Origin of the sequence: Paraburkholderia kirstenboschensis, assembly GCF_904848585.1 — a bacterium.
GTDB lineage: Bacteria > Pseudomonadota > Gammaproteobacteria > Burkholderiales > Burkholderiaceae > Paraburkholderia > Paraburkholderia kirstenboschensis.
Map to the genome: position 1 here is coordinate 83179 of NZ_CAJHCR010000005.1, position 25164 is coordinate 108342.

Annotated in this window: 23 protein-coding genes; 16 read left to right on the top strand and 7 right to left on the bottom strand. The window is 63.7% G+C overall.

All coding sequences use genetic code 11. The features are described 5' to 3' along the window. Nucleotide 1 precedes the first annotated feature (1 nt). The 3 genes from JMY24_RS15810 to JMY24_RS15820 are packed head-to-tail and all read right to left on the bottom strand — an operon-like array spanning nucleotide 2 to nucleotide 4104. Nucleotides 2-2317 (bottom strand): xanthine dehydrogenase family protein molybdopterin-binding subunit, encoded by a 2316-nt coding sequence (locus JMY24_RS15810; RefSeq protein ID WP_201702380.1) that lies wholly within the window; start codon nucleotides 2315-2317, stop codon nucleotides 2-4. Next, nucleotides 2317-3210 (bottom strand): FAD binding domain-containing protein, encoded by an 894-nt coding sequence (locus JMY24_RS15815; protein ID WP_201702381.1) that lies wholly within the window; start codon nucleotides 3208-3210, stop codon nucleotides 2317-2319. Before JMY24_RS15815 ends, JMY24_RS15810 begins: the two co-directional genes overlap by 1 nt. A 57-nt stretch (nucleotides 3211-3267) precedes the next feature. Beyond that, nucleotides 3268-4104, bottom strand: coding sequence for an alpha/beta fold hydrolase (locus JMY24_RS15820; protein ID WP_128595006.1), 837 nt, complete (start codon nucleotides 4102-4104; stop codon nucleotides 3268-3270). A gap of 418 nt (nucleotides 4105-4522) precedes the next feature. On the opposite strand from JMY24_RS15820, the gene JMY24_RS15825 reads away from it, so the two are divergent. From JMY24_RS15825 to JMY24_RS15835, 3 genes are all read left to right on the top strand, one after another. Then, complete coding sequence (locus tag JMY24_RS15825; RefSeq protein ID WP_201702382.1) at nucleotides 4523-5314, top strand: ABC transporter permease; 792 nt, start codon at nucleotides 4523-4525, stop codon at nucleotides 5312-5314. 79 nt (nucleotides 5315-5393) lie between these two features. Next, on the top strand, nucleotides 5394-6386 hold the full coding sequence (locus tag JMY24_RS15830; protein ID WP_128595005.1) for an ABC transporter substrate-binding protein: 993 nt from the start codon (nucleotides 5394-5396) through the stop codon (nucleotides 6384-6386). Between the two features lie 82 nt (nucleotides 6387-6468). After that, on the top strand, nucleotides 6469-7305 hold the full coding sequence (locus tag JMY24_RS15835) for an ABC transporter ATP-binding protein (protein ID WP_128595004.1): 837 nt from the start codon (nucleotides 6469-6471) through the stop codon (nucleotides 7303-7305). Nucleotides 7306-7390: 85 nt separating this feature from the next. Here JMY24_RS15835 and JMY24_RS15840 read toward each other — a convergent pair whose 3' ends face one another. Then, nucleotides 7391-8482 carry a porin gene (locus JMY24_RS15840; RefSeq protein ID WP_128595003.1) on the bottom strand — a complete coding sequence of 364 codons (1092 nt, stop codon included), beginning with the start codon at nucleotides 8480-8482 and terminating at the stop codon, nucleotides 7391-7393. 196 nt (nucleotides 8483-8678) lie between these two features. Continuing rightward, nucleotides 8679-10319 (bottom strand): UbiD family decarboxylase, encoded by a 1641-nt coding sequence (locus JMY24_RS15845; RefSeq protein WP_128595002.1) that lies wholly within the window; start codon nucleotides 10317-10319, stop codon nucleotides 8679-8681. Nucleotides 10320-10556: 237 nt separating this feature from the next. Between JMY24_RS15845 and JMY24_RS15850 the strand changes: the two genes are divergently transcribed. Continuing rightward, entirely contained in the window at nucleotides 10557-11159 is a 603-nt protein-coding gene (locus tag JMY24_RS15850; protein ID WP_128595001.1) for a UbiX family flavin prenyltransferase, read from the top strand. Nucleotides 11160-11183: 24 nt separating this feature from the next. On the opposite strand, the gene JMY24_RS15855 is transcribed toward JMY24_RS15850, so the two are convergent. Beyond that, nucleotides 11184-12137 carry a LysR substrate-binding domain-containing protein gene (locus JMY24_RS15855; protein ID WP_128595000.1) on the bottom strand — a complete coding sequence of 318 codons (954 nt, stop codon included), beginning with the start codon at nucleotides 12135-12137 and terminating at the stop codon, nucleotides 11184-11186. Between the two features lie 157 nt (nucleotides 12138-12294). On the opposite strand from JMY24_RS15855, the gene JMY24_RS15860 reads away from it, so the two are divergent. The 12 genes from JMY24_RS15860 (at nucleotide 12295) to JMY24_RS15915 (ending at nucleotide 23821) form a co-directional block, all read left to right on the top strand. After that, on the top strand, nucleotides 12295-13362 hold the full coding sequence (locus tag JMY24_RS15860; RefSeq protein WP_201702383.1) for an ABC transporter substrate-binding protein: 1068 nt from the start codon (nucleotides 12295-12297) through the stop codon (nucleotides 13360-13362). A 57-nt stretch (nucleotides 13363-13419) separates the two neighbouring features. Next, on the top strand, nucleotides 13420-14499 hold the full coding sequence (locus JMY24_RS15865; RefSeq protein WP_128594999.1) for an ABC transporter ATP-binding protein: 1080 nt from the start codon (nucleotides 13420-13422) through the stop codon (nucleotides 14497-14499). Continuing rightward, entirely contained in the window at nucleotides 14486-15358 is an 873-nt protein-coding gene (locus tag JMY24_RS15870; RefSeq protein WP_128594998.1) for an ABC transporter permease, read from the top strand. The genes JMY24_RS15865 and JMY24_RS15870 overlap by 14 nt, the downstream gene beginning before the upstream one ends. 16 nt (nucleotides 15359-15374) lie before the next feature. Beyond that, a complete protein-coding gene (locus JMY24_RS15875) occupies nucleotides 15375-16172 on the top strand; it encodes an ABC transporter permease (protein WP_128594997.1) in 798 nt (265 codons plus the stop codon). After that, nucleotides 16169-17320: an NAD(P)/FAD-dependent oxidoreductase gene (locus tag JMY24_RS15880; RefSeq protein ID WP_201702384.1), complete on the top strand. Its 1152-nt coding sequence runs from the start codon at nucleotides 16169-16171 to the stop codon at nucleotides 17318-17320. The genes JMY24_RS15875 and JMY24_RS15880 overlap by 4 nt, the downstream gene beginning before the upstream one ends. Nucleotides 17321-17327: 7 nt before the next feature. Further along, nucleotides 17328-17714 carry a (2Fe-2S)-binding protein gene (locus JMY24_RS15885; RefSeq protein ID WP_128594996.1) on the top strand — a complete coding sequence of 129 codons (387 nt, stop codon included), beginning with the start codon at nucleotides 17328-17330 and terminating at the stop codon, nucleotides 17712-17714. After that, nucleotides 17704-19110, top strand: coding sequence for an FAD/NAD(P)-dependent oxidoreductase (locus JMY24_RS15890; protein ID WP_201702385.1), 1407 nt, complete (start codon nucleotides 17704-17706; stop codon nucleotides 19108-19110). The genes JMY24_RS15885 and JMY24_RS15890 overlap by 11 nt, the downstream gene beginning before the upstream one ends. After that, nucleotides 19103-20272, top strand: a complete 1170-nt coding sequence (locus JMY24_RS15895; protein ID WP_128594995.1) for an NAD(P)/FAD-dependent oxidoreductase — start codon at nucleotides 19103-19105, stop codon at nucleotides 20270-20272. Before JMY24_RS15890 ends, JMY24_RS15895 begins: the two co-directional genes overlap by 8 nt. A gap of 78 nt (nucleotides 20273-20350) precedes the next feature. After that, nucleotides 20351-20704 (top strand): RidA family protein, encoded by a 354-nt coding sequence (locus tag JMY24_RS15900; RefSeq protein WP_128594994.1) that lies wholly within the window; start codon nucleotides 20351-20353, stop codon nucleotides 20702-20704. A 194-nt stretch (nucleotides 20705-20898) separates the two neighbouring features. Next, nucleotides 20899-21780 (top strand): RNA polymerase sigma-70 factor, encoded by an 882-nt coding sequence (locus JMY24_RS15905; protein ID WP_128594993.1) that lies wholly within the window; start codon nucleotides 20899-20901, stop codon nucleotides 21778-21780. Between the two features lie 117 nt (nucleotides 21781-21897). Further along, a complete protein-coding gene (locus JMY24_RS15910; RefSeq protein ID WP_201702386.1) occupies nucleotides 21898-22908 on the top strand; it encodes a LysR family transcriptional regulator in 1011 nt (336 codons plus the stop codon). A 157-nt stretch (nucleotides 22909-23065) separates the two neighbouring features. Beyond that, nucleotides 23066-23821 carry an SDR family oxidoreductase gene (locus JMY24_RS15915; RefSeq protein ID WP_128594992.1) on the top strand — a complete coding sequence of 252 codons (756 nt, stop codon included), beginning with the start codon at nucleotides 23066-23068 and terminating at the stop codon, nucleotides 23819-23821. Nucleotides 23822-23889: 68 nt separating this feature from the next. On the opposite strand, the gene JMY24_RS15920 is transcribed toward JMY24_RS15915, so the two are convergent. Next, nucleotides 23890-25068 carry a GGDEF domain-containing protein gene (locus tag JMY24_RS15920; protein ID WP_128594991.1) on the bottom strand — a complete coding sequence of 393 codons (1179 nt, stop codon included), beginning with the start codon at nucleotides 25066-25068 and terminating at the stop codon, nucleotides 23890-23892. Nucleotides 25069-25164: the final 96 nt, after the last annotated feature.

A 25164-nucleotide genomic window follows, 5' to 3' on the forward strand; every position in this document is an offset into this window, starting at 1 on the left:
GTTATTCCTCGGATAGCGGTTCATTGCGCGCGGCGCACAGTGCGCGGCAGACACTCTCGGGCGTGAGCGGCAACGACTTCAGACGCACGCCGACCGCGTCTTCGATGGCTTCCGCGATTGCGGAGGCGACGCCGAACGTCGCACTCTCGCCAACGCCTTTCGCGCCGAAAGGTCCGTTGTTCTGCACGGAGTCCACGGTCTCGCGCCCGATATTCGGTGGAATGTCGTGGATGCCCGGAATCTTGTACTCCGCGAACGACGCATTGCGTAGCTGCCCGACCTCGTCGAACTCCATGCACTCGAAGAGCGTAATGCCGAGCTGCATGATGGCCGCGCCGGAAATCTGCGTATCGACTACTTTCGGATTGATCGGCGTGCCGCAATCGACCACATGCTCGAAGCGCAATAGCTTGAAGTGGCCCGTCTCCGTATCCACTTCGACTTCGACGCCGCAGCCGCCCACCATCCAGTTCGGCGTGATGTTGTCCGACTGCCCCGTCTCGTGTTCCGGCGACTTGTACGAAGGAATGAAGCTGCCGATACCCACGATGTTCCCCGCCTGCATGCCATACTTGCGCCGCAGCAGTTCACCCGCGCGGCTCGCGGGCGCGGCCGGCACGCCCAGTTCGTCGGCGAGTTCGGTGAGCTTGCGGTTCACGTCCTCGGCGGCGAGACGCACGGCGTGGCCCATGTGAAACGTCGAGCGCGAGCCGAGCGTCGCCATGTCGTAAGGCGTTATGTCGGTGTCCGGCCGCATCACGCGGATGCGTTCGGCGGGAATGCCCAGCACTTCGCCGGCCATCAATGCGATTGCGGTTTCCGACGCCTGCCCCATGTCCACCGTGCTCGAATAGACCGTGCAGCTGCCGTCGCCCGCGAGGCTTACCATTGCCATCGACGTTGTCGGCGCAACCAGCGCCTTGAAGCCGACGCCAATGCCTCGCCCACGCCTCAGTGCGCCTCTGCCGCGCTCGAACGGGGCAGCCCAGTTCAACCGCTCGGCAACCCGTTCGAGCACCAGGTCGATCGCCGCGTCATGCATCGGCGTGCCGGTTGCATGCGGACGCCCTTCGCGCAAGATGTTGCGGCGGCGAAATTCGAGCGGATCGATGCGCAGCGCGCGTGAAATCATGTCGGCATGGCTCTCGTATGCCCACACCATCTGCGGAATGCCAAAGCCGCGAAACGCGCCGGCGGGCGGCAGATTCGTGTACACCTGATACGAATCGATCCACACGTTCTCGATATCGTACGGGCCCGAAGCGGTGAAGCCCGACTTCTGCGTAACGCGCGGGCCTATATCCGCATATGCGCCGCCGTTCCACCACACCTCGCATTTGCGCGCCGTAATGCGGCCTTCTTCGTTCACGGCGGTTTTCATGCGGAACGTGCTCGCATGCTTGGTGATCGTGAAGAACTGCTCTTCCATGGTCAGCGAAATCTTCACGCTGCGCCGCGACAGCAACGCAAGCGCGACGACGAGCGCTTCCAGCTTGATATAGAGCTTCGCGCCGAAGCCGCCGCCGAGCAATGCCGACTTCACGCGCACACGGTTTTCGTCCCAGCCGAGCAGACGCGCAATCTCGATACGCACGAAAGACGGGCTCTGCGAAGCCGTGTGCACGGTGAGCATTCCGCTGCCCAGATCCGGCTCGGCAAGCGACACCATCGGTTCGAGCGGCGTGTGCATGACCTGCTGGGTCGTGAATGTGTCGTCGAATACATGCACGGCGGTCGCAAATGCCGCCTCCACGTCGCCACGACGCAACTGGAAGTCGAGCGCCACGTTCGTGCCCTTGCGCCCCGCCAGATGCTTCAAATCGGGGAACGTACCAGCCGGGCGCAAGAACTCGTGGACCAGAACGTCCGATTGCGCGGCCTCCACTTCGTTGAACACGGCTGGCAATTCGTCGTACTCGGCCATGATCAGATGCGTCGCCTCTTCGGCAACGTGCGGATCGGCGGCAAGCACGACGGCCACCGGCTCGCCGATATAGCGCACCTTGTCCAGCGCGAGGATCGGCTGATCGTGAAACGCGGGGCCATAGTACGGCTCGGGAATCACCTTACGGATATCTTCTCCGGTGTACACCGCGAACACGCCTTCCATTTCGCGGGCCGCGCTCGTGTCGATATTGACTATCTTGCCGTGTGCCACCGTGCTGCGAAAAATCTTGCCGTACAGCATGCGCGGCAGCACGAGGTTGTGAATGTACTCGGCGCGGCCCGTTACTTTCGAACGCGCTTCGAGACGGTTCAATGCGCGGCCCACCTGCTTGCCGGTCGGCTGTTCTTCGAGCGTCTTGTCGATCTTCATTACGCGTGCCCCCCGAATTGAGCGGCGCGGCCACTCGCGGCGGCCAGCGCCGTGCGCACCGCGCGGCCCAGATAGACCTTCAGCAGTTGTTTCTTGTAGCTCGCAGACCCATGAGGATCGCCGACGATGTCGAGCTGCGCCGCGCCGGCCTCGCCCGCTTCGCGCAGGATCGCGTCGTCTGGTAATGCGCCGCTAAGCAGCGCCTCGGCCTGCGTGAGCCGCGTCGGCCGATCGGTCGCGGCGCCGACGATCACGCTCGCGCGATCAATGCGCTCGCCCTGCATATCGAGCACCACCGCGACGCCGAGCGCGGGCCAGTCGTGCGCCGCGCGTGTCGTCACCTTCATGTACGCAGCCGGCCGCCCTGCTTGCTGCGGCACGATCACTTCGGAAATCAGTTCATCGCGAGCGAGCACCGTCTCGTAGTAACCCGTGCACAGGTCCTCCACGGGCACCGTCCGTTCGCCGTGCGGACCCGCGATCGTCACGCGTGCGCCGAGCGACGTGAGCACCGGCGGCATGTCCATATGAGGATCGGCGTGGCCGAGATTGCCGCCGATGGTCGCGACATTGCGCACGCGCACATTCGACAGCGTGCGCAACGTGCGGGCGATAAGCGGCCAGCCTTCCTTCACGAGCGGCGAATGTTCGAGTGTCGCAAGTCGCGTCAAACCGCCGATGCGCAACTCGCCGTTTTCGCCGGCACGAACCTGCGCATAATGCGGCTCGATGTCGCGCAAACTGACGAGGCGCGTTGGCCGTAGCACGCCGGCCTTCATCATCAACATGACCGCTGTGCCGCCGCCCATCGGACGGATATCCGGGTCGTCCGGGTCCAGCAACGCGATCGCTTCTTTCAGCGACCGCGGCCTCGCGAGTTCGAACGGAATCATCTAAACCACTCCTTGTTGCGCGTGTGTCTGCATGTCTCTGCGCGTTTGTCTATCGATCTAGCGGGCACAGCCTGCGCGATCGAGCAGCGCGTGAAGTTCGCGAGCGACGATATCCGGCGTCTCCAGCGGCGTGAGGTGCCGCGCTTTCGGGATTTCCGTCAGCGTCGAACCGGCAATGCCCGCATGGAGCGCACGTGCCATCGCGGGCGTCGCCGCATAGTCCTCTTCGCCCACGATCACACAGGTCGGCACCTTGACTGCCGCCATCAACGCGCGGCCGTCGAACGAACCGAGCATGCGGCCCGTTGCCGCGAACGCAGCAACGTCATTGCGCAAGAACGTATCGACGCAGCGCTGGACCACATCTGGGTGCTCCGCGCGAAACGCGTCGCTGAACCAGCGCGTCGTCTGGAAACTGACCAGCGGCGCGAGGCCGCCGGTCTCGGCCTTTTCGGCGCGCTCGTCCCAGTCTTGCGGCGCGCTTTCGCCGTACCACGCGGTCGTGTCGATCAGGCCTGCGGCAATCGCGTCCGGATAGGTGGCCGCGAACTGCAGCGCGACGCAGCCGCCCATCGACGCGCCCGCTATCAGCACGTTGCGAAAATCCGTCGCGCGCAGTACGTCGTACACGTCCTGTGCAAAAAGCGCCACGGTGTATGGACCCGCCGGCTTGTCCGACGCGCCGTGACCACGCGCATCGATTGTCAGCACCGATGCGCGCGGCAGCAGCCGCTCGACCACCGGCGTCCAGAAGTGACGGTCCATTGCGAGGGAATGCACGAGCACCACGCGCACCGTGTTTTCTTTCGCGCCGTAGAGGTTGTAGCCGATTCGCGTGCCGTCCCGCACGGCAACGTGCGACGACACAACATCGGGATTGGTCGGTTGATTCATTGCGTACTCCACTGGCTGTCGGGTGGGTTCGAGTTCGGGTCATCGAGCCCGCTGCCGGATATTGCGGGTTGCCCACAGACGCGGCAAACGACGATCTTTCATGTAAAGCATGAAAACAATTCATCGGCTGCGAACGAGCGTGCCATGACATTTGCGACGATGCGGGCTTCGCGCCGCTCACGCGCCAGCAGATGAATTTCTCTCATATGCGGCATGAACAATTAGCGTTTGCCCGGCGCCTGGCTCGCCGTCAATCTTGCTGCCAGAGTGTGCCGGCGCATGTCCGCGCGATTCCGCAATCCGCCTCATAGGACTGGCGCCTTCCCGGTTGCACGGCGCTGCCGCAGCGCTCGGGCCCCTCGCCGATCCCGCAGTTGCGCGGTCTTTTTCCAGCTTCTCAACCACAAGGTCGAATGCCGTGAACTTCGCAAGGAAACTCCTGAACTCGCAGTGGGTGCGTCCGCTCCTGCTGATCGTGGTCATGCTGCTCGCGTGGGACCTCGTGATACGCATCTTCAAGATTCCACCGTATCTGGTGCCGACGCCGGAATCGATCCTGCATCAGATCGCAGCCCAATGGTCGATGCTGCTGGAAGAGTCGCTGCCGACGCTGTACGCCACACTCGGCGGTTTTGCGCTGTCCGTATTGATCGGCGTGCCGATCGCGATGCTGGTCGCGGCGTCACCGTTGATCGAGAGCTACCTGTACCCGCTCGTCGTGTTTTCACAGAGCATTCCGAAGGTGGCGATTGCGCCGCTCTTCGTCGTCTGGTTCGGTTTTGGCTTATTCCCGCGCATGCTGGTTGCCTTCCTGCTCGGCTTCTTTCCGGTCGTGGTCTCGACGGTGATGGGTTTCAAATCGGTCGAAAAAGATCTGATCGACCTGGCGAAGTCGATGGGCAGTTCGCCCGTCAAGACCTTCTTCAAGATCAGCTTGCCGCACGCGCTGCCCTCGATCTTCGCAAGCATGAAGGTGTCTATCACGCTCGCGGTGGTCGGCGCGGTGGTCGGCGAATTCGTCGGCGCCAACTCGGGGCTCGGCTTCGTGCTGCAACGAGCAAACGGCAGCTTCGATCAGCCTCTGATTTTTTCAGCGCTGGTCGTGCTGTCGGTAATCGGCGCGCTGCTGTTCGTCGCGATCGACATGCTGGAGCGCATCGCCATTCCGTGGCATGCGTCGCACCGCTCACGGCTGCTCGGACGCACGTAATGCATGCGCCGCGTGCGCTTAACCATCCACATTAGCAAGCATGCAGTACCCATTTCATCGGGCACAGGAAGGAGACACTATGAAATCAGGAAAGCTGACGCGCATGGCAACTACGCTGAGCTTTGCCGCAGTCTGTTGCGCAAGCAACGTCGCACAAGCAAAAGATTCGCTGACGTTGATGTTGAACTACACGGTCAACGGCGCGGTCGCGCCGTTCTATCTCGGCAAGGTGAAGGGCTACTACGACGCCGAGGGCATCGATCTCAAGCTGATGGAGGGACACGGCTCGGGGCCGACAGTGCAGGCGGTGGCGACGCATAACGTCGACATTGGCTATGCGGACTTCAGCACGATGGTCAAGGTCGCGGCAATGGGCGCGCCCGTCAAAGCGATCGGCGTTCTCATGCAGGAGAATCCGACTTCCGTGGTGGGCCTTGCGGAGAAGAACATCAAAACACCGCAGGACATCAAGGGTAAAACGGTAGCGGTTGCACCCGGCGACGCCTCGTCGCAGTTATGGACGATGTTTATGAACAAGGTCGGCCTGAAGGACTCCGACTTCAAAACCATCACGGGCAATCCGCAGACCACCATCAACGCGGTTATCACCGGTCAGGCCGATCTGCTCGTCGGCTTTGCGACGATTCCGCTCATCTCTGTCGAGCAGGCCACGAAAAAGCCCGCGCGCGCCATTCTGTTCGCCGACTACAACGTGAACGTGGCGACGCTCAGCATCATCGCCCGCGACGACATGATCAAGGACCACGCCGAGCTGCTCAAGCGCTTCATGCGCGCGACCGCGAAGTCCGTGAACGATAGCGAGAAAGACCCCGCTGCAGCGGTGGATGCGCTGCTCAAGACACTGCCTGCCGCCGGTTCGCGCGACACGATGATCCGCACGCTGAAGGCGACGATTCCGTTCTATAGAACGCCCGATACAGAAAATGCGCCGATCTTCCATGTCAGCCCGAAGAATATCGACGACTCCGTGGCTGCAATCGTCCAGTACAGCAAGCTCGATCCGGCGGCGAACGCGCCCGCGAAGTATTACACCGGCGCGTTCGTTCCATGAGCCGCACGAGCTGCACAAGCCGCATGAGCGGCGATAGAGCCGCCGCGTCGTTCCCTCCCGTTCACCTGAAACCGGCCTCGCCATGACCACCGTACTGAAGCTCGACGACAAGCATCACCGATCTTTTTCCGCGCCCGTGCCCGCTAAACCGCTGATCGAACTGCGCGGCGTGACCAAGAGCTATCGCAGCGCGCAAGGCATGATGGAAGCGTTGAAGCCGCTCGACTTCGAGATCCGCGAGCAGGAGTTCGTCTCGATCGTGGGGCCGTCCGGGTGCGGAAAAAGCACCTTGCTGAAGATGGTCGCCGGACTCGAACCCATTTCATCGGGAACCATGACCTTGTCGGGTCAGCCTATTCGCGGGCCGCAAAAGAACGTGGGCATCGTGTTCCAGAGCGCCGTGCTACTTGCCTGGCGCAACGTGCTACGCAACATCCTGTTGCAGGCCGAGATGCGCCGCATGCCCAAGCGCGAAGCACGCGAGAAGGCGATGCAACTGATCGACATGGCGGGACTCAAGGGCTTCGAGGAAAAGTATCCGTGGCAGCTTTCCGGCGGCATGCAACAGCGCGTCTCGATCTGCCGCGCGCTGCTGCATGAGCCGTCCGTTCTGTTGATGGACGAACCGTTCGGCGCGCTCGACGCAATGACGCGCGAAAGCATGAACATGGAGCTACAGCGCATCTGGCTGGAGTCGAAGAAAACGGTTCTGCTCATCACGCACAGCATTCCCGAAGCGGTATTTTTATCAGATCGCGTACTGGTGATGTCGGAGCGGCCGGGTTCGATCGCCGCGATCTACGACATCGAACTGCCGCGTCCGCGCTCATTGGAAGTGATGGCAACGCCCGCGTTTTTGCATTACACCAAGACCATTCGCGCGCACTTCAATGCGCAAGGATCGCTCGACGATCACTGATTGCTTTGCGCGCAAGAAGAAGCCGGTTGGAACCTGCGAGGTTCCAACCGGCTTTTTTGTACGTCGATCAGAAGGGAAAGCACTGCTAGAACCAGTGATTCATGCCGAATGAGATGCCCGTCTGCTTCTGGTGGCCCGACGCATTCAACGTTGCATTGGTGACATAGACGCCGGTGAAATGCGTGTAGTCGATATCCGCATACAGCTCGGTGCGCTTCGAGAGCAGATAGTCGATGCCGAGAATCGCCACGTCTTTCCTGCCGTCGACGCCGCCCGTTTTGTTCTTATTGTCGTAGTACGCGGCAGTCACGCTGAAAAACGGCGTGGCCTGATAACGCACGCCGCCCCATAGATACTGATTGCGCGTCATGCTGCGCGCCGAGGCCGGCGTGTCCTGCAAATTGAGCGAATAGCCGGCCATGACGTCGACAGGTCCTACTGTCACCGCGCCGCCCGCCGTGTACTGGTCATTGCCGAAGTATTCGCTCGAAGTCGCCGTGAGCGGATTCGACTTATGTGTGTAGCCCGCGCCGAGTTTGATTGTCTGGCTGCGATAGTTCAGGCCGCCGGCCAGCGTCGAGCCGTGTGCGGCGCTGCCCGGCACGCCGCCCAGCGCGTACTCGCCGCGGACGACCCACGGTCCGAAAATGCCGCGATAGTTGATGTCATTGTCGTCGCGTCCGGTGTTGCCGCCCGACACCGCGGTCGACTCGGTAATGCCGAGATAGTGGAAGTCGAACGGCTCGAAGTCCTTGATCAGGAAATGCTGCAACGTGAACTGGCGGCCAACGTCGATCTGCCCGAACGGGCCGCCGACTCCAACAGTCGACGTGCGCTGGAAGATCTGATTGTTCGTGTTGTTGTTCGCACCGGTCGAGAGTACGAAGCCCGCTTCCAGATTGAAGCGCGCATAGTAGCCGCCGCCCAGGTCTTCCTTGCCTTCGAAGCCCCAACGGTTCGAGTTGTAGACGCCGTTCGACGCCATGGAAAGGGCCGCGCCGCCCGCCTTCGTTCCGTTCACGAGATTGCGCAAGCCGCCGTCGAGCGACCCGTATAGCGTGACGCTGCTCTGCGCATGCGCTGCGCCGCTCGAAAGTCCCAGCAGCGTGAATGCCGCCAGCGAGCGTGTCAAATTGCCTGCGCGTAAAGCGGGGACTACTCCTCCTTTTTCGTGCATATCTCCTCCATCGATGTCGTTCTATTGATATGGCGGGACGTGCAGGACGTGACGCTTCCTGCGTCGTCCACCGCGGGTACAGGAGCGTCCCGCTCGAAGCGACGTGCGGCGACCTGCGGGTCAAGGACCGCAGACCACGCGCAGCCGCGCGAGAGGCTCCCTTACTGCTTCGGGAAAGGCCGCAAGGTGAGGCGCTTTACATGTCCTTCTTTTCGGCGAAGAACCAGTCCGAGTCCTTGTTGATCCACTCGGGTCCGACGCGTTGACGCGTCTGTTCCTCGCCGGTCTCGAAGTACTCGCCCTTCACGGCGCGCTGCGCCATCGCTTCGTTGCGCTCGTCCCAGTCGCCCATCGACACGCCGAACCACGGCCATTCGGGACGCAGCGCGGGCAGGCCGAGTTCTTCCCAGATCGCCTTCGCGTTTTCCATGTACTCGCGAGTCGGAAGCGACAGCGGCGGCAGCTTCTCCTTGCGTGTCGCGTTCATCAGGATCACGCCGTCGACCGCGTCGTCACCGCGCTGCGCGCCCGAGGTGCGCGGACCGTGTCCGGTGTCGCGGCCGTGCAGGATCTGCACGTCCTTGATCGCGTTCATCCGGTAGCTCATCGACCAGAAGATCGCGTCGCTGTTCTCCGGGTTGATGTCGTTGCTCACCGCAACGACGAGCTTGCCGACGGCCGGCTGCAGCGACGCCGCGCCCATCAGCGCACGCCAGATTTCGGTCTCGGTTGCCTTCTCGCTGAACACGACGATTACGAGCTTGCGCAGATTGGTCAGCGGCTCGTGCATCACGACCTTTTCGACGCTTGCAATACGCAGCGAATTCTTCAGATGGTCGAGAAACAGCGGCTCAAAGGCGACCTTCTTGACGAGCGAGCTTTCGCTTGGCGTAACCTGGCTGATGATCGACACGAGATGCGCGTTCTTGCGCCGCGTGATCGCGGTGACGTTCATGTACGGATTGAATTCCTGCAAATTCACGTGACCGTGCGATTCGCCGAACGGGCCTTCCGGTTCGAGCGTATCCGTCGGCACGAAGCCTTCGATCACGATCTCGGCGTCGGCCGGCACGAGCAGATCGTTGGTCTTGCACTTCACCACGCGCAGCGGTTCGCCCAGAATCGCGCCCGCGACGCCGAGTTCATCCACGTCGATAGGCAGTTTCTGCACCGAACAGAACGACACTGCCGGATGGCCGCCAATGACGAGGGCGGCGGGCATTGGCTTGCCCATCGCCTTGTACTTGAGCCAATGCTGATAGATGCCCTGCCCCATTTCGATCGACGGATTGCAGCCGACGCGGCGCTTGCCCTTGATCTGTCCGCGATACGTGCCCATGTTCTGAACGCCGTTTTCCGGATCGACGGAGATGTACTGCGAGCACGTCGTGTACGGCGCGTTATCGAAGCCCGGCGTCGAAATCGGAATCGGCAGATGTTCGAGGCCTTGACCGTCCACGTCGAGATCGTCGCCGATGAAGCACACTTCCTGGCACGGCGCTTCCCGCACCACCACGGGTGCGATCGGATTACCCTTGGCCTGCTGCCACTTCTTGCCGATCTGGTCGACAGGCACGCCCATGCCGATCGAGTACACCTCGCGGTTGATCGACAACGCGCCGACTACCACCGGCAGTTCATATCGGCGCCCCTTGCTGTCGACCACGTTGTGAAACACGAACGCCTTTCTATCCGATTCTGGAATGCCGCCGCGCAACTGCCAGCGCACGAGCGGATGGAGTTCGGTGTCCTTGTTGATTTCGCGATGCACGTGCACGACGAGGCCTTTTTCATCCAAGGCCTGCAAATGTGTCTGGAAAGAAGGGGGATTTTTCATGGCTGTCCGGTGAATGACCAAGGGAAACGACGGTGAGCGCAGACTGAGGCAGAACGCCCTCCCCTCGCAAACGCTGATTTCTCATGTACGTCATGAACGGATTTCATCTGCGGGCAATGAAAAGACCTCATGCCATGCATGAACAGATTTCGTTTGAAGGACGCAGCGCATGTCATGCAACCTGAGCGCGCAGACACACGAACATGCCGCACTGCGGATCAACGGGAGACGATGAACATGGACCGGCCCAAACGTATCGTGGTGGGAATCAGCGGCGCTTCAGGCGTCGTCTATGGCGTCAGGCTGCTGGAAATGCTGCGCGCGCTCGATGTGGAATCGCATCTGGTTATGAGCCGCTCGGCCCAGATGACGCTCGCGTACGAAACGGATCTGCGCACGGCCGACGTGCAGGCGCTCGCCCATGAGCACTATCCGAACGCCGATATTGGAGCCGCGATTTCGAGCGGGTCGTTTCGCGTCGACGGCATGATCGTCGCACCATGTTCGATGAAGACGCTCGCGGAGATCGCGACCGGCAATACGGGTTCGTTGCTGTCGCGCGCCGCGGATGTGATGCTGAAGGAGCGCAAGCGGGTGGTGCTGATGGTGCGTGAAACGCCGCTGCATCTCGGGCATCTGCGCAATATGACGGCCGCGACGGAAACGGGCGCGATCATCTATCCGCCGGTGCCGGCGTTCTACGCGCGGCCCGAGAACTTGCAGTCCATGATCGATCACACGCTTGGACGTGTTCTCGATCTGTTCGATATCGACGCGGGCACGGTCAAGCGCTGGACCGGCGAAGGGAGTCAGAAGCTTGTCAGCGTGGCGAACGGTTGAACCGCGCGCCTGAAGGGAATCTCATCAAGCCCCCACTCGCTGCTTCGCCCGCCCGCGGGCCGCGCCGCTGCGCGCCTGCGGAACAACCTCCGCGAGCAGTTCGTCATGCAGTCCACGCAAGACTTCCACGAACGCCGACGCGAGCCGCTCCCGCGGCCTGTGCGGCGGAAACAGCAGATAGGTCTGAAAGCGCGTAGCCGGCACGAACGGGCGGATCGCGATATCCGGCCCGGCATAGTCGCGCGCGACGATTGGATGCGCGAGCGTCACGCCCATGCCGTGACGAACCATCTCGCAGCACATTGCCGTGTATTGCGCCTCGATTGCCAGCACGCGCTGCACGCCCGCGCGCAGGAACACTTCGTCCATCAACGCGCGCGTGCCGTCACCGTGACACAGCGAAATGAACGACTCGCCCTCAAGGTCCTCGGGCTTGATGCTGCGTTTCGCCGCGAGCCGATGCGCAGCGGGCATCACGCAAACGGCGGCCACGTCCGATAGCTGCTCGACCTCGCAATCGGATGCCTCGCTCACGTACACTGCCACGCCCAGGTCGCAAAACTGCGAAGCGGTCCAATGATTGACCGTGGCCGACGTGTTCACATGAAGCGACACGGTCACATCCGGAAACAGCTCGACGAAGCGTTTGATCGCATGCGGCACCAGCGTCATGCCCGCCGAAGGCATGGCCGCGATACGCAAACGCCCGCTGCCGAGGTTGCGAATCTGCGCGGCCGCATTCGCCAAACCTTGCAATCCGACGAAAGCGCGGTCGACCTCGCGAAAGAACGCCTCGCCCTCGCTCGTCGGAATCAGGCGCACGCCGCTGCGCTGAAAAAGTTGCAAGCCGGTATCGCGCTCCAGTTGTGCGATGAGGCGGCTCACATTCGGCTGCGACGTGAAGAGAGCCTTGGCGGCGGCGGTCATCGACCCCGACACCATGACCGCGCGAAACGCCTCGATGTGCTTGAGATTCATGCGTGTTTTCCCCAGGCTAATGCCTTCTGATCCATATCATCCATGCATAGATAGGTATTTTATTCGTATTGGACGACATGACCAGCCGGCGCGACACTGCTTTTCACCGACGGGCAGCGAAGCCCGCCCCCACACATCGGAACTGGAGATCGTCGTCATGAAAAGAGCGTTGCATCGCCGTCTGTCCGCCCCGTCCCACACCGCAATCGCGGCCGTTTCATTCGCCTTGAGCCTCGCCGCGCCGCTTCTCGCGCAAGCCGAGACCACGCTCTATGTCGCCAACGTAGGCGGTTCAAACGAGCAGGTCTACCGGCAAAAAATCATTCCGCCGTTCGAAAAGGCGCATAACGTCAAGATCGTCTACGTCGCGGGAAATTCAAGCGATACGCTCGCCAAGCTCCAGGCGCAGAAAGGCCACCAGCAGATCAACGTCGCGGTAATGGACGACGGCCCCATGTATCAGGCGATGCAACTGAACCTGTGCGCAAAACTCGACGACGCGCCCGTGATGCAGGACGTCTACCCGCTCGCGAGGCTCGGCCCCACTGCGATAGGCGTCGGCATGGTCGCAACCGGCATTGGCTACAACGAGGAAGCGTTCAAAAAGGCCGGCCTGCCGCCGCCCGATTCGTGGAAGTCGCTTACGGACAGCCGCATCAAGGGCAAGCTCGGCGTGCCGCCGATCACCAACACGTACGGCCTGCACACGCTCGTGATGCTCGCGCGTCTGTCCGGCGGCGGCGAGAAAAACATCGATCCGGGTTTTACCGCAATGACGAAACAGGTCGCACCGAACGTGCTGTCCTGGGCGCCGACGCCCGGCGAGATGGACGGCCACATGCAATCCGGCGACGTGATCCTCGCGCCGTATGGCAGCGGCCGCGCGGTGGCACTTCAGAACACCGGCTTTCCGCTGAAGTTCATCTACCCGAAGGAAGGCGCGGTCGCGTTGCAGGTGGCCGCGTGCGTGGTCGCGGAAAACGCGCAGCCGCAGCTCTCGCAGCAGTTCGTGCAATACCTGCTGACTCCGGAGGTGCAGACGTTGCAGGCGCAAGGCATCGGTCTCGGTCCGGTCAACAAGACGGTAAAGCTGACGCCTGAAATCGCTGCCCGCGTGCCCTACGGTCCCGATCAGATCTCGAAGCTGACCGCGATGGACTGGGCGACGATCAACCAGCATCGCACCGAATGGACGGAGCGCTGGAACCGTTCGGTCGAGCGCTGATCCGCGGCACCGGCAAGTCCCTCGCGCGGCGCGCGATCTGATGAAGGAGCGAGGCGCATGGCCTTCCTGACTCTGCAAGGCATTTCGAAACGCTACGGCGATTTCACCGCGATCGAGCACATCGATCTGGACGTCGAACGCGGCGAGCTGCTTGCGCTGCTCGGCCCGTCCGGCTGCGGCAAGACCACCACGCTGCAGATGGTCGCCGGTTTCGTCTCGCCGACCACCGGCCGCATTCTGCTCGATGGCCGCGACATCACGAACGAGCGTCCCGAGAAGCGCGGCATCGGCGTCGTGTTCCAGAGCTACGCACTGTTTCCGCACATGACGGTGGCGGGCAACGTCGGCTTCGGGCTGGAGATGCGCAAGGTCAGGCGCAAGGAGCGCGAGGAGCGTGTTGCCGACGCGCTGTCTCTTGTGCGCCTCAAGGGCCTCGGGCATCGCTATCCGAAGGAACTGTCGGGCGGCCAGCGGCAGCGCGTGGCGATTGCACGCGCCATTGCGATGGAACCCGAACTGCTGCTGCTCGACGAGCCGATGTCCAACCTCGACGCCAAGCTGCGCGAAGAGATGCACATCGAACTGCGCGCAATCCAGAAGCGCCTCGGCATCACGACGATCCTGGTCACGCACGACCAGGTCGAGGCGATGACCATGAGCGACCGCATCGCCGTCATGCATCGCGGCGTCATTGCGCAATTGAGCACGCCCTACGACGCCTACGAGCGCCCCGCCACGCCGTTCGCATCGACGTTTCTCGGTCGTACCAACGCGATGGCCGGCGAAGTGTTGCGCCGCAATCAGCGTTGCGCGGAGGTCGCCGTCGCGGGCACGACGCTGCACGTTCCGCACGAAGGCCGCCATGTGGACGGCGCAGTGCATGTCTATATCCGGCCGGAAAAAGTGCACCTTGCCAACGGCGATGCCCGGCTGCGCGGGCGCATCGTGACGCGTGTGTTCGTCGGCAATCAATGGCTGCTCGAGGTAGACACCGAACTCGGCAAGCTACGCGTCGCGCAGCCGAACCACGGTGCGCCGCCGCCCGAGGAAGGCCATGAAGTCGGCCTCGCATGGACCGACGACGACCTGCGCGTGCTGACGCAAGACAGTCCGGAGGGCGCTCATGGCCACGCTTGACGACGACCGCCCCGGCGCCACGCCGTGGTTGCTGTCGGGGCCGGCGCTGCTGCTCTTTATCGGTCTCTTACTGGTGCCGCTGCTGCTCACGCTGATGCTGTCGTTCCGCGTGTTCAGCGATACGGCCGGCGTCACGGCTGCCTATACGCTCACGAACTACTGGGCGGTAGTCAGCGACCCGTATTACGGCACGATCTTCCTGCGCACAGCAGGTCTGGCCTTCGCCGTCACGCTGCTGTCCATCGTGCTCGGCGTGCCCGAGACCATCGTGCTCGCGCGGATGAAGCGTCCGTGGCAGTCGCTGTGTCTGCTGGTGGTACTGGGGCCTTTGCTTATTTCGGTGGTGGTGCGTACGCTCGGCTGGCAGATTCTGCTCGGTAACAACGGTGTGCTCAACAATGTGCTCCAGTCGCTGCATGTGACCAACGAGCCCATCCGTCTGGTGTTCACGATGACGGGCATGATCATCGCGCTCACCCACGTGCTGGTGCCCTTCATGGTGATGTCGGTCTGGGCGACCATGCAGAAGCTTGATCCGCAAGTGGAATGGGCCGGCCGCTCGCTCGGCGGCTCGCCGTTCGCAGTGTTTCGCCGCGTGGTGCTGCCGCAGATCATGCCGGGCGTGCTGTCGGGCTCGATCATCGTGTTCGCGCTGTCGGCATCCGCTTTCGCTACGCCCGCGCTGATCGGCGGACGGCGCCTGAAGGTGGTCGCCACCGCCGCCTACGACGAATTCCTCGGCACGCTCAACTGGCCGCTCGGCGCGAGCATCGCCGTGCTGCTGCTGATCGCCAACGTGGCAATCGTGATGGGCTGCAGCCGACTCGCCGAACGCCGTTTCCGGCACATCTTCGATTGAGCGAAGGACAGCGATCATGAAACAGAACGGCATTCTCGGGCTCGTCTACAACGCGTTTTTCCTGAGCTTCATCCTTGCGCCCCTCGTAGTGGTGATGCTCGTCGCTTTTACCGACAAGGGCTTTATCTCGATGCCTTTCGATGGCGCGTCGCTGCGCTGGTTTCGCGCGATCATCGAAAACGGCGACGTTGTCTCGGCCTTCTGGCTGTCGGTGCGGCTTGCGTTCGCGGCAGCGACCATCGGCGTGCTGCTCGCGGTGCCTGCCGCGCTCGCCATTGCGCGCTATCGCTTTCCGGGCCGCGCCGCGCTCACGAGCTTCTTTCTCTCGCCGATGATGATTCCCGCCGTCGTGCTCGGCATCGCGTTTCTGCGCTTCCTGTCGCTGCTGCATCTGTCGGGCTCGTTCTGGTCGCTGGTGTGCGCGCATGTGGTCATCGTGCTGCCGTATGCGCTGCGTCTCGCGTTGTCGTCGGCAGTCGGGCTCGACCGCGATGCGCAACGCGCCGCGCTCTCCTGCGGCGCGAGCCGCTTCACCGCGTTTCGCCGCGTGGTCCTGCCGATGATCCGCACCGGCGTAGCGGGCGGCTGGGTGCTCTCCTTCATCCAGAGCTTCGACGAACTGACGATGACCATCTTCGTCGCAACACCCGGCACGACCACGCTGCCCGTCGCCATGTACAACCAGATCGCGCAGACGATCGATCCGCTCGTCGCTTCGGTGTCGGCGGTGCTGATCGTGGGCACGGTCCTGCTGATGGTCCTGCTCGACCGCATGGTCGGACTCGACCGCATTCTGATCGGAGAAGCGCAATGACATTGACAAGCACCGCCGCGAGTCCCGATATGCTCGCGGACGTGGTAGTCGTAGGCGGCGGCCTCGTGGGTTCGGCCGTGGCCTATGGACTCGCCCGCGAAGGCGCGCGCGTAACCGTGCTCGACGAGGACGACGGCGGCTTTCGCGCGTCACGCGGCAATTTCGGCCTCGTCTGGATTCAGGGCAAGGGCTATGGCCTGTCTCCCTACGCACGCTGGTCGCGCAGCTCGGCCACGCGCTGGCCGCAACTCGCGCAGGCGCTGCTGCAGGAGAGCGGCATAGACGTGGCGTTGAAGCAGCCGGGCGGCTTCCACTTCTGCTTCAACGACGACGAACTCGCCGAACGCGACAAGCGCCTCTCTACCCTGCAAGCCGAACTGGGCGATTACCCGTATCAGATGCTCGATGCCGCCGAAGTTCGCGCGCGCATTCCGCAAATCGGGCCCGCGGTAATCGGCGCGAGTTACACGCCGATGGACGGCCACGTGAACCCGCTCAAGCTGCTGCGCGCGCTGCATACCGCGATGCAGGCTCGCGGTGTGCACCTCGTGTCGAGCGAGCGGGCGCAGCGCATCGAACCGCAAGCGCGCGGCTTCGTCGTGCATGGGAAACGCGGGACCTATCGCGCGGCAAAGATCGTGCTTGCCGCGGGACTCGGCAATCGCGCGCTCGCGCCGTTCGTCGGGCTCGACGCGCCGGTCGCGCCCAATCGCGGCCAGGTGCTGGTGAGCGAGCGCGTTGCGCCGTTTCTCCACTATCCGACGCTCAACGTGCGCCAGACCGACGAGGGCAGTCTGCAGTTCGGCGATTCGATGGAAGAAGTCGGCTTCGACGATTTCACGACTACGCATGTGCTTGCCGACATCGCCCGGCGTGGCGTGCGTGCATTCCCGATGCTGCAACACGTGCGGCTTGTGCGCATGTGGGCCGCGTTGCGCGTCTACAGTCCCGACGGCTTTCCGATCTACGACCAGTCCGAGGCTCACCCCGGCGCGTTCGTCGTCACTTGCCATAGCGGCGTGACGCTGGCGGCCGCGCATGCGTTGCGAGTCGCGCCGTGGATCGTCGGCGCGCCGATGCCCGACGAACTGCCCACCTTCTCCGCGCGGCGCTTCGAGCACGCAAGAGAACTGACTCCTGCACATTGAATTCGACATGACTACTCAATCGACTCATACGCCGCCGACTCACGCCCTTTTCAGGCCGCTGCCCGGCGCGCAAGGTGCGGCCGCCACCCAGGTCGCAATCTGGTTCAACGATCAGCCGCTGACCGTGCCGGATGGCCGCTCCGTTGCGGCAGCGCTGCTTGCCGCGGGCGTCTCGCGGTTTCGCGCGACGCCGGTTTCAGGCGCACCGCGCGGGCCTTTCTGCATGATGGGCGCGTGCTTCGAATGCCTCGTCGAGATCGACGGCGTGCCGAGCCGCCAGGCCTGCATGGTCGAGGTCAAGGCGGGCATGCGAATCCGCTCGCAGGAAGGCGCGCGCGATCTGCCGCCCGCGCACCTGACCGATGCCCCTATGGAGAACGCCCATGGCCGCTGATTTCGTTTCCGAAGCCGTCGACGTCGTCGTGGTCGGCGCCGGTCCCGCAGGCATGAGCGCGGCCACGCGCACGGCGCGCGCCGGGCTGAAGACCGTGCTGATCGACGAACAGGACGCCGTGGGCGGCCAGATCTATCGCGGCATCGGCCGCGCCGATGCGCGCCGCAAGGAGATCCTCGGACCCGACTACGCGGCGGGCGCGGCGATCGCCGATGCGTTCGCTGCCTCCGGCGCACGCCACCTGACCAATGCAACCGTGTGGCAAGTCACGCGCGAGCGCGGCGTCAATTATCTGAAAGACGGCAATATCGGCAGCTTCGACGCACAGCGCGTGATCCTCGCGAGCGGCGCGCTCGAGCGGCCGTTTCCGATTCCCGGCTGGACGCTGCCCGGTGTGCTGACGGCAGGCGCTGCGCAGATCCTGCTGAAGAGCGCGGGCGAAGTGCCTGCCGCACCGCCGGTACTGGCGGGCTGCGGACCGCTCCTGTATCTGCTCGGTTGGCAATACGTCCGCGCCGGCGTGCCGATCCGCGCGCTCGTCGATACCACGCGCCATGAAGACCGCTGGCGCGCGAAGCGTCACATGCTTGCGGCGCTGCGTGCGTGGCCGTTCCTGAGCAAAGGCCTGCAACTGATCCGCACGCTGCGCAACGCGGGCGTGCCCATTTTCGAGGCGGCCGACGACTTGCGCGTGGAAGCGCGCGTCGGCACCGATCAGGTGGAGCGCGCCGCCGCGCTTCACTTCACGACGCAGGGCAGCGCGCATCGTCTCGAAGCCGATGTGATTCTCCTGCATCAGGGCGTGGTGCCGAACACGCAATTCACGCAGGCGCTGCGAGCGTCGCACCGCTGGGACAACGAGCAACTCTGCTTCACCCCGAAAGTCGACGCGTGGGGCGAGCTGGACGTGCCCGGCATTTTCGTGGCCGGCGACGGCGCGGGCATCGGCGGCGCCCAGGCGGCGGCCTTGCAGGGCGCGCTCGCCGGCCTCGCGGCAGCCGCGCAACTCGGCGCGATCACCGCCGCCGCACGCGACGCGCAAGCCGTCGAGCATCGCCGCGAACTCGCGGGCGTCATGCGTATCCGGCCGTTTCTCGACAGCCTGTACCGCCCTCGCGACATCAACCGCATTCCGCGCGACGAGACGATCGTATGCCGCTGCGAGGAAGTCACCGCGGGCGAGTTGCGCAAGTTCGTCGCGTTGGGTTGCGTCGGGCCGAATCAGGCAAAGTCGTTCGGACGCTGCGGCATGGGTCCGTGCCAGGGGCGCATGTGCGGTCTGACGGTGACAGAGGTGATCGCCGATGCGCGCCGCGTCTCGCCCGCCGAAGTCGGCTACTACCGCATCCGTCCGCCGATCAAGCCGCTCACGCTCGGAGAACTGGCCGGTGAATGACACGACCGTCATCCAGGAAGCCGATGTGCTCGTGGTCGGCGGCGGCTTGCATGGCACGAGCAGCGCGCTTCATCTCGCGCGCCGCGGCGCGAAGGTGATCGTGCTCGAAGCCGATTACGTCGCGCGTCATTCGTCGGGCGTCAACGCGGGCGGCGTGCGCACGCTGGGCCGCCCGTTGCCCGAAATTCCGCTCGCGCTGATGTCGCGCGAAATCTGGCACGGCATGACCGATCTGCTCGGCGAAGATGGCGGCTTCGTGCCTTCAGGTCAGTTGAAGATCGCCGAGACCGATGACGAACTGCAAGCATGCCGCGAGCGCGTCGCGCTGCTCGAATCGCATGGATTCACGCACGAGAAAGTGATCGACCGCGACACCGTGCTCGAACTCGAACCCGCGCTCGCGCGGCACGTCACGGGCGGAATCTGGGTCGAGCGCGACGGCTATGCCCTGCCGTTTCTAACAACGACGGCGTTCCGCCTCGCGGCCCAGTGCCTCGGCGCCCGCTTTCTGGAAGGCACGGCCGTGCACCGCATCGAACAACGCGGCACGCGCTGGTTCGCCATCACGCCGCGCGGCACCTTCAGCGCGGAGAAGCTGCTCGTCACCGCGGGTGCGTGGTCGGGCGAGCTGGCGAAGCAGGTGGGCGAGCCCGTGCCAGTGCACCCGGAAGGTCTGATGCTGATGGTCACGCATCGTGTCGCGCCGTTCTGTCGCGCCACGCTCGGCGCAACCGGCCGGCCGCTGTCCTTCAAGCAGTTCGACAACGGTACCGTGGTGATCGGCGGAAAGCTGATCGGTCTCGCCGATCTGGCGAGCCGTCACGGCGAAGTCGATTTCGTGCGGCTCGTGCGCAGCGCACGGACGGTGACCGACCTGTTTCCTCATCTGCGCAATCTCGGCGTGAACCGTGCGTGGGCCGGCGTCGAGGCCTTCACCGAAGACGAACTGCCGGTGATCTCCGCGAGCCGCAAGGCGTCGAATCTGTATTACTCGTTCGGCTATTGCGGCAGCGGCTTTCAGCTCGGACCCGGTTGCGGCAAGCTCGTGTCCGAACTGATGCTCGACGGCACGCCGTCCATTTCGCTGGATGCGTTCCGGATCGACCGGTTCGAGCGCGCGCTGTCTTCCTCTGCGAGCGCCGCGCATCTCGTTACGCAATAAGCGGTTGTTTTTTTGCTCCGTCGCGCCTTCGATGAACGCGCGCGGCGGCTTCGTTCGACCTCAACTAGAGACATTGTCATGACCGATATCGTTCGCATCGAAACCAATCAACGTATGAGCCGCGTCGTCAAGGCGGGCGGCCTCGTATTCATCGGCGGCCAGACTTCCGCCGATCAGACGCCGGACGTGAAAGTGCAGACCGCGAAGGTGCTGGAGAAGATCGACGGCTTCCTGGAGAAGGCCGGCATCGACAAGACGAGACTCGTTTCCGCCCAGGTATGGCTCGCGGATATTGCGCGCGACTTCGGCGGCATGAACGAGGTATGGGACGCGTGGGTCCCGCAAGGCTGCGCGCCCACGCGCGCGACAGTGCAAGCACAGCTTGCCGCGCCGGAATTGCTGGTGGAAATCGCCGTGGTGGCGCTCGGCTGAATCTGCTCGCGACGCGGCGCGTGAGCGCGACTGCCGCATCACTCACGCGCTGGCGTCCCGATCCTGCCGGGGTTCTCCTGGAGCCGCGCCGGCGTTTGAGCCTGTCACTCGCAAGACAGATCGTCCATGGCAATATGCGGTTGCTGGCCCGCTCTTCGAGCGAGGCGTGTATCAACGCAACAGGAAACTTGCCCATGGACGACGACGCCTGTGCCTTCAACGGCCTGCGCCCGCGCTTGCAGAAAATCGCTTATCGGATGCTCGGCTCGCTAGCGGAAGCCGAAGATATCGTGCAAGACGTCTGGCTGCGCTGGCATGCGGCCGCCCGCGAAAATATCGACAACGCGGAAGCATGGCTCGTCGCGGTCACGACCCGCGTGTCCATCGACCGTTTGCGTGCCGCCAAAACGCAGCGCGAGCACTATACGGGCATCTGGTTGCCCGAACCGCAAATGACCGGCTCGCCCGCCACACCCGAGGAGGCGGTCGAACGCAGCGACGACGTTTCCGTCGCGTTCCTGATGCTGCTGGAACGGCTGACGCCCGAAGCGCGCGCGGCCTTCCTGTTACGCGAAGTTTTCGATGCCGATTACGACGAAGTTGCCCGCGCGATCGGCAAGACCGAGGCGGCCTGCCGCCAGCTCGTGAGCCGCGCCAAAGGCCAACTTCGCGACGCGCGTGCCCGTAATGCCGTGCCGCAGGAGACGCATCATCGTCTTCTGCGGATGTTCGCGCAGGCCGTCGAGCGCGGCGACTTCCCCGCGATCAACGCGTTGCTCGCCGAAGACGCCATGCTGATCGGCGACGGCGGCGGCAAAGTGCCGAGCGCGCCCCAGCCGATGCTCGGCGGCCGGAGAATCGCGCAACTGTTCTACGCGTCGTCGCGGCGCTATGGCAGCGAACTCAGCGTCAGGCTCGTGGTGCTCAACGGTCAGTGGGCGCTGCTGCGTTTTATCGAAGGCAAGCTCGAATCGGCACAATCGGTCGAAACGGATAATGAGCGTATTGTCCGCATACTCGTGCAGCGCAATCCCGAGAAGCTCGCGCGCATTGCCGCAGCTTATTCGAACGGTTGAATCCATATGCGACGCGCGGCGCCGGCACTGGCGCCGGCGCGGCAAAACCGCGGGCAATGTCACAAACGGCGGGACTGATACGTCTAGCCGGTTTTAGACTTCACGAGTCGCGCCCGCATGTCAGACTACCGCTCACCTCGCCCTGTGACCGCCAGCCAGGACCCGTTCGCGAGCAGCTTCGCGACCACCTATGCCGGCGTCGTTTCATTCCTGGCCGTCGCCAATGAAGGCAGCTTCGCCCGCGCGGGCGATCGCCTCGGCATCGGCCGCTCCTCGGTTAGCCGCAATGTGCAGAAGCTCGAGGCGCAACTCGAAGTGCGCCTGTTCCTGCGCACTACCCGCAGCACGTCGCTCACACGCGAGGGCGAACTCTTCTACGAGAGCTGCCAGCCTGGCATCGAGCGCATCGTGGCGGCGCTCGACGGCATGCGCGATCTGCGCAGCGGGCCGCCGCGCGGGCATTTGCGCATCGCGTCGACGTCGGGCTTCGGCCGCAAGATCGTCGCGCCGCTATTGCGAGGCTTTCACTCGCGCTATCCCGGCATCACGCTCGAATTGCTGCTGAACGACCGCCCCGCCGACTTCACCGCCGACCGCGTCGACGTCTCGTTTCGCGACGGGCGCATGGAAGACAGCGGGATCGTCGCGCGGCAGCTCATTGCGATGCAGATGATCGTCTGCGCATCGCCCGCCTATGCGCGCCTGCACGGTCTGCCGCGCCACGTCGACGAGCTTGCCGATCATCGCTGCATCAACCTGCGCAGCGCCTCCGGCCGCGTCAAGGACTGGCAGTTCAAGGTGGACGGCCGACCCCAGCGGCATCAGCCCGCCGCGCAGCACACGTTCAACGACCCGGACCTGATCCTGCAGGCGGTGCTCGACGGTCTCGGCATCGCACAATTGCCGGCTTATCAGGTGCGTGACCTGCTCGGCGAGCGGCAGTTGCTGAGTTGCCTCGCGCAGCATGCCCCCGACGACGAAGGTCACTACATCTGCTACCTGAGCCGCCAGCACCTTCCGGCCCGCATCCGTGTGTTCGTCGACTATATGACCGAGCAAACGCGGGCAATGAATCCACAATGCGGGACGACGGTCGAGGCGGCGCCGGCTTTAGCGACTGTCGAGTGAACTGCGAGTTCGTCAGAGAAACGCAGCAGCGCCGGATCGCGATTGGTGCGGCAAGGACAACACCGCGTGTGCCCGCACGTGCCTAGCGCGGTGCCCGGCGCCCGCCTACCATGAGCTTATGCGGCGTCTTGCCGCTAACTACCCAGGGGTCTCGATCATGAAGATCGTTGTTATCGGCGGCACCGGCCTGATCGGCTCGAAGACCGTCGCGATTCTGCGCGGCGCCGGTCACGACGTGCTCGCTGCGTCGCCCAGAAGCGGTATCAACACTCTGACCGGCGAAGGGCTTCAGGAGGCGCTAGCGGGCGCGCAAGTGGTCGTCGACCTGGCCAATTCGCCGTCGTTCGAAGACAGCGCGGTGCTCGAATTCTTCGAGACTTCCGGCCGCAACGTTCACGCAGCGGAGGCCGCTGCCGGTGTCGGCCATCATGTCGCGCTGTCTATCGTGGGAACCGACAGGACGCCGGAGAACGGCTATTTCCGTGCCAAGGTCGCGCAGGAGAAGCTGATCGAGGCCTCGGGCATTCCATACACCATCATTCGCTCGACGCAGTTCCTGGAGTTTCTGGGCGGCATTGCCGCGTCGGGCGCCGAGGGCAACACGGTCAGGCTTTCGCCCGGACTCTTCCAGCCGATTGCATCCGACGACGTCGCGGCCATCGTTGCCGATGTCGCGCTTGCTGCGCCGCGCAACGGCATTGTCGAGATCGCGGGTCCGCAACGAGCCCCGTTCGACGAGATCATCGCGCGCTACCTGAAGGCGATCGGAGATCCGCGCGAAGTGGTGCGCGATCCGGAGGCGCTCTACTTTGGGGGCCGGGTCGAGGAGCTTTCGCTCGTGCCATTAGGCGAGGCGCGCCTCGGCCGCATCGGGCTCGAAGAATGGCTCAGCCGGTCGAAGGCGGCAGGCTGATTGGGCGCCGGTGGAGCAGCGCGGCGGCACGGGTTTCCCGAATGCCGCCGGCAGCGACAGCGCAATTGCTATCTAACCACTCTCAGGCGCGCGGCATTGTGTGCCGATTCGAGCCGGTTTCCGCCCAGCGATTTGGCGCGGTAGAGCGCCTCGTCGGCTGCGGCTAGCAGTTCGGCAAGCGACCGCCCCGCGTCGCTGGAATGCGCAAGGCCGATGCTGACGGTCGCCCGAATGTCTACACTGTCCACGCTGTGCGAGACAGTCTGTGCAAACCGCTCGACAATAGCCTCGCCCACCCCTTGCGCGTGGCGTTCGTCATGGCGCGGCAACAGCACAGCGAACTCTTCTCCGCCGATTCTGGCAAGCACCGCCTCGTGCCCGACCACGCTGCGGGCAACTTCCGCGAACGACTTGAGCACTTCGTCGCCGGTCTTGTGACCGTAGCGATCGTTGAGCTTCTTGAAGTGGTCGAGGTCGAGAGCAAGCAGCGACATGGGCCCGCTTTTATGCCCCTCACCGATGACGCGCGCCCCTTCCTCGAAGAACCATCTACGATTGCCGAGACGGGTCAGGTAGTCGGTTTGCGATTCGTGCAAGAGTTCGCCATGCGTTTCCTCGCGGATCATCTTCAGCACGGTCATCGGCAGAATGACCGAATACAGGACGCCCTCGTACATCGTTATTGCGCCGATGGTGGGCAGCAGGCCAGTTCCGTACCGCGTCACGAGCCAGGGCAGAACGAGAGCCCGAAAGGCATAGAAAAGCGCGTGGATAGCCGTCACCGCCACCGCGATACGCCGTGACTGGAAGGCTTTGAAGTCGTCGCTTCGAAGGAACTCGCGGGACGTCATGCCGCTCGCCACCGCGATTGGGATCGCGCTCACGTACGCCCACACGGTGCTCTCCCACCGCGCACCGCCCACTGCCCATGTCAGCGCCATGAGAAGGAGCAGCCCGAGCGAACCGGCCGGGTAGCGCCGGCCGCTCAACAACGCGACACCGTGCAGGACCAGCAGGTAGCCGGTCAGAATAACCAGATTGCTCAGCGCGGAGCCCCACGGGCTGGGCAGATTGTGACGAAACACGGCCGCCGCGCAACCGGTTGCGAGCGTCGCATATCCCGCTGCCAGCACTCTCAGCTCCCGGCTTCGCCGGGGATGGCTTTGGTGTTCCCAAAGCGTCATTCCGGAACTGGCGAAAAGCGTTCCGATTAAAAGCAGGTAAAGGGTGAGGAGATCGACATGCATCGCTGACGGAAGAGTTCCACGCCGGCAGGATGCGGCGACTGCGGCATTTTACTTGTATCGGCACGATATGCCCCGTTAACGGATGCATGCACCCCT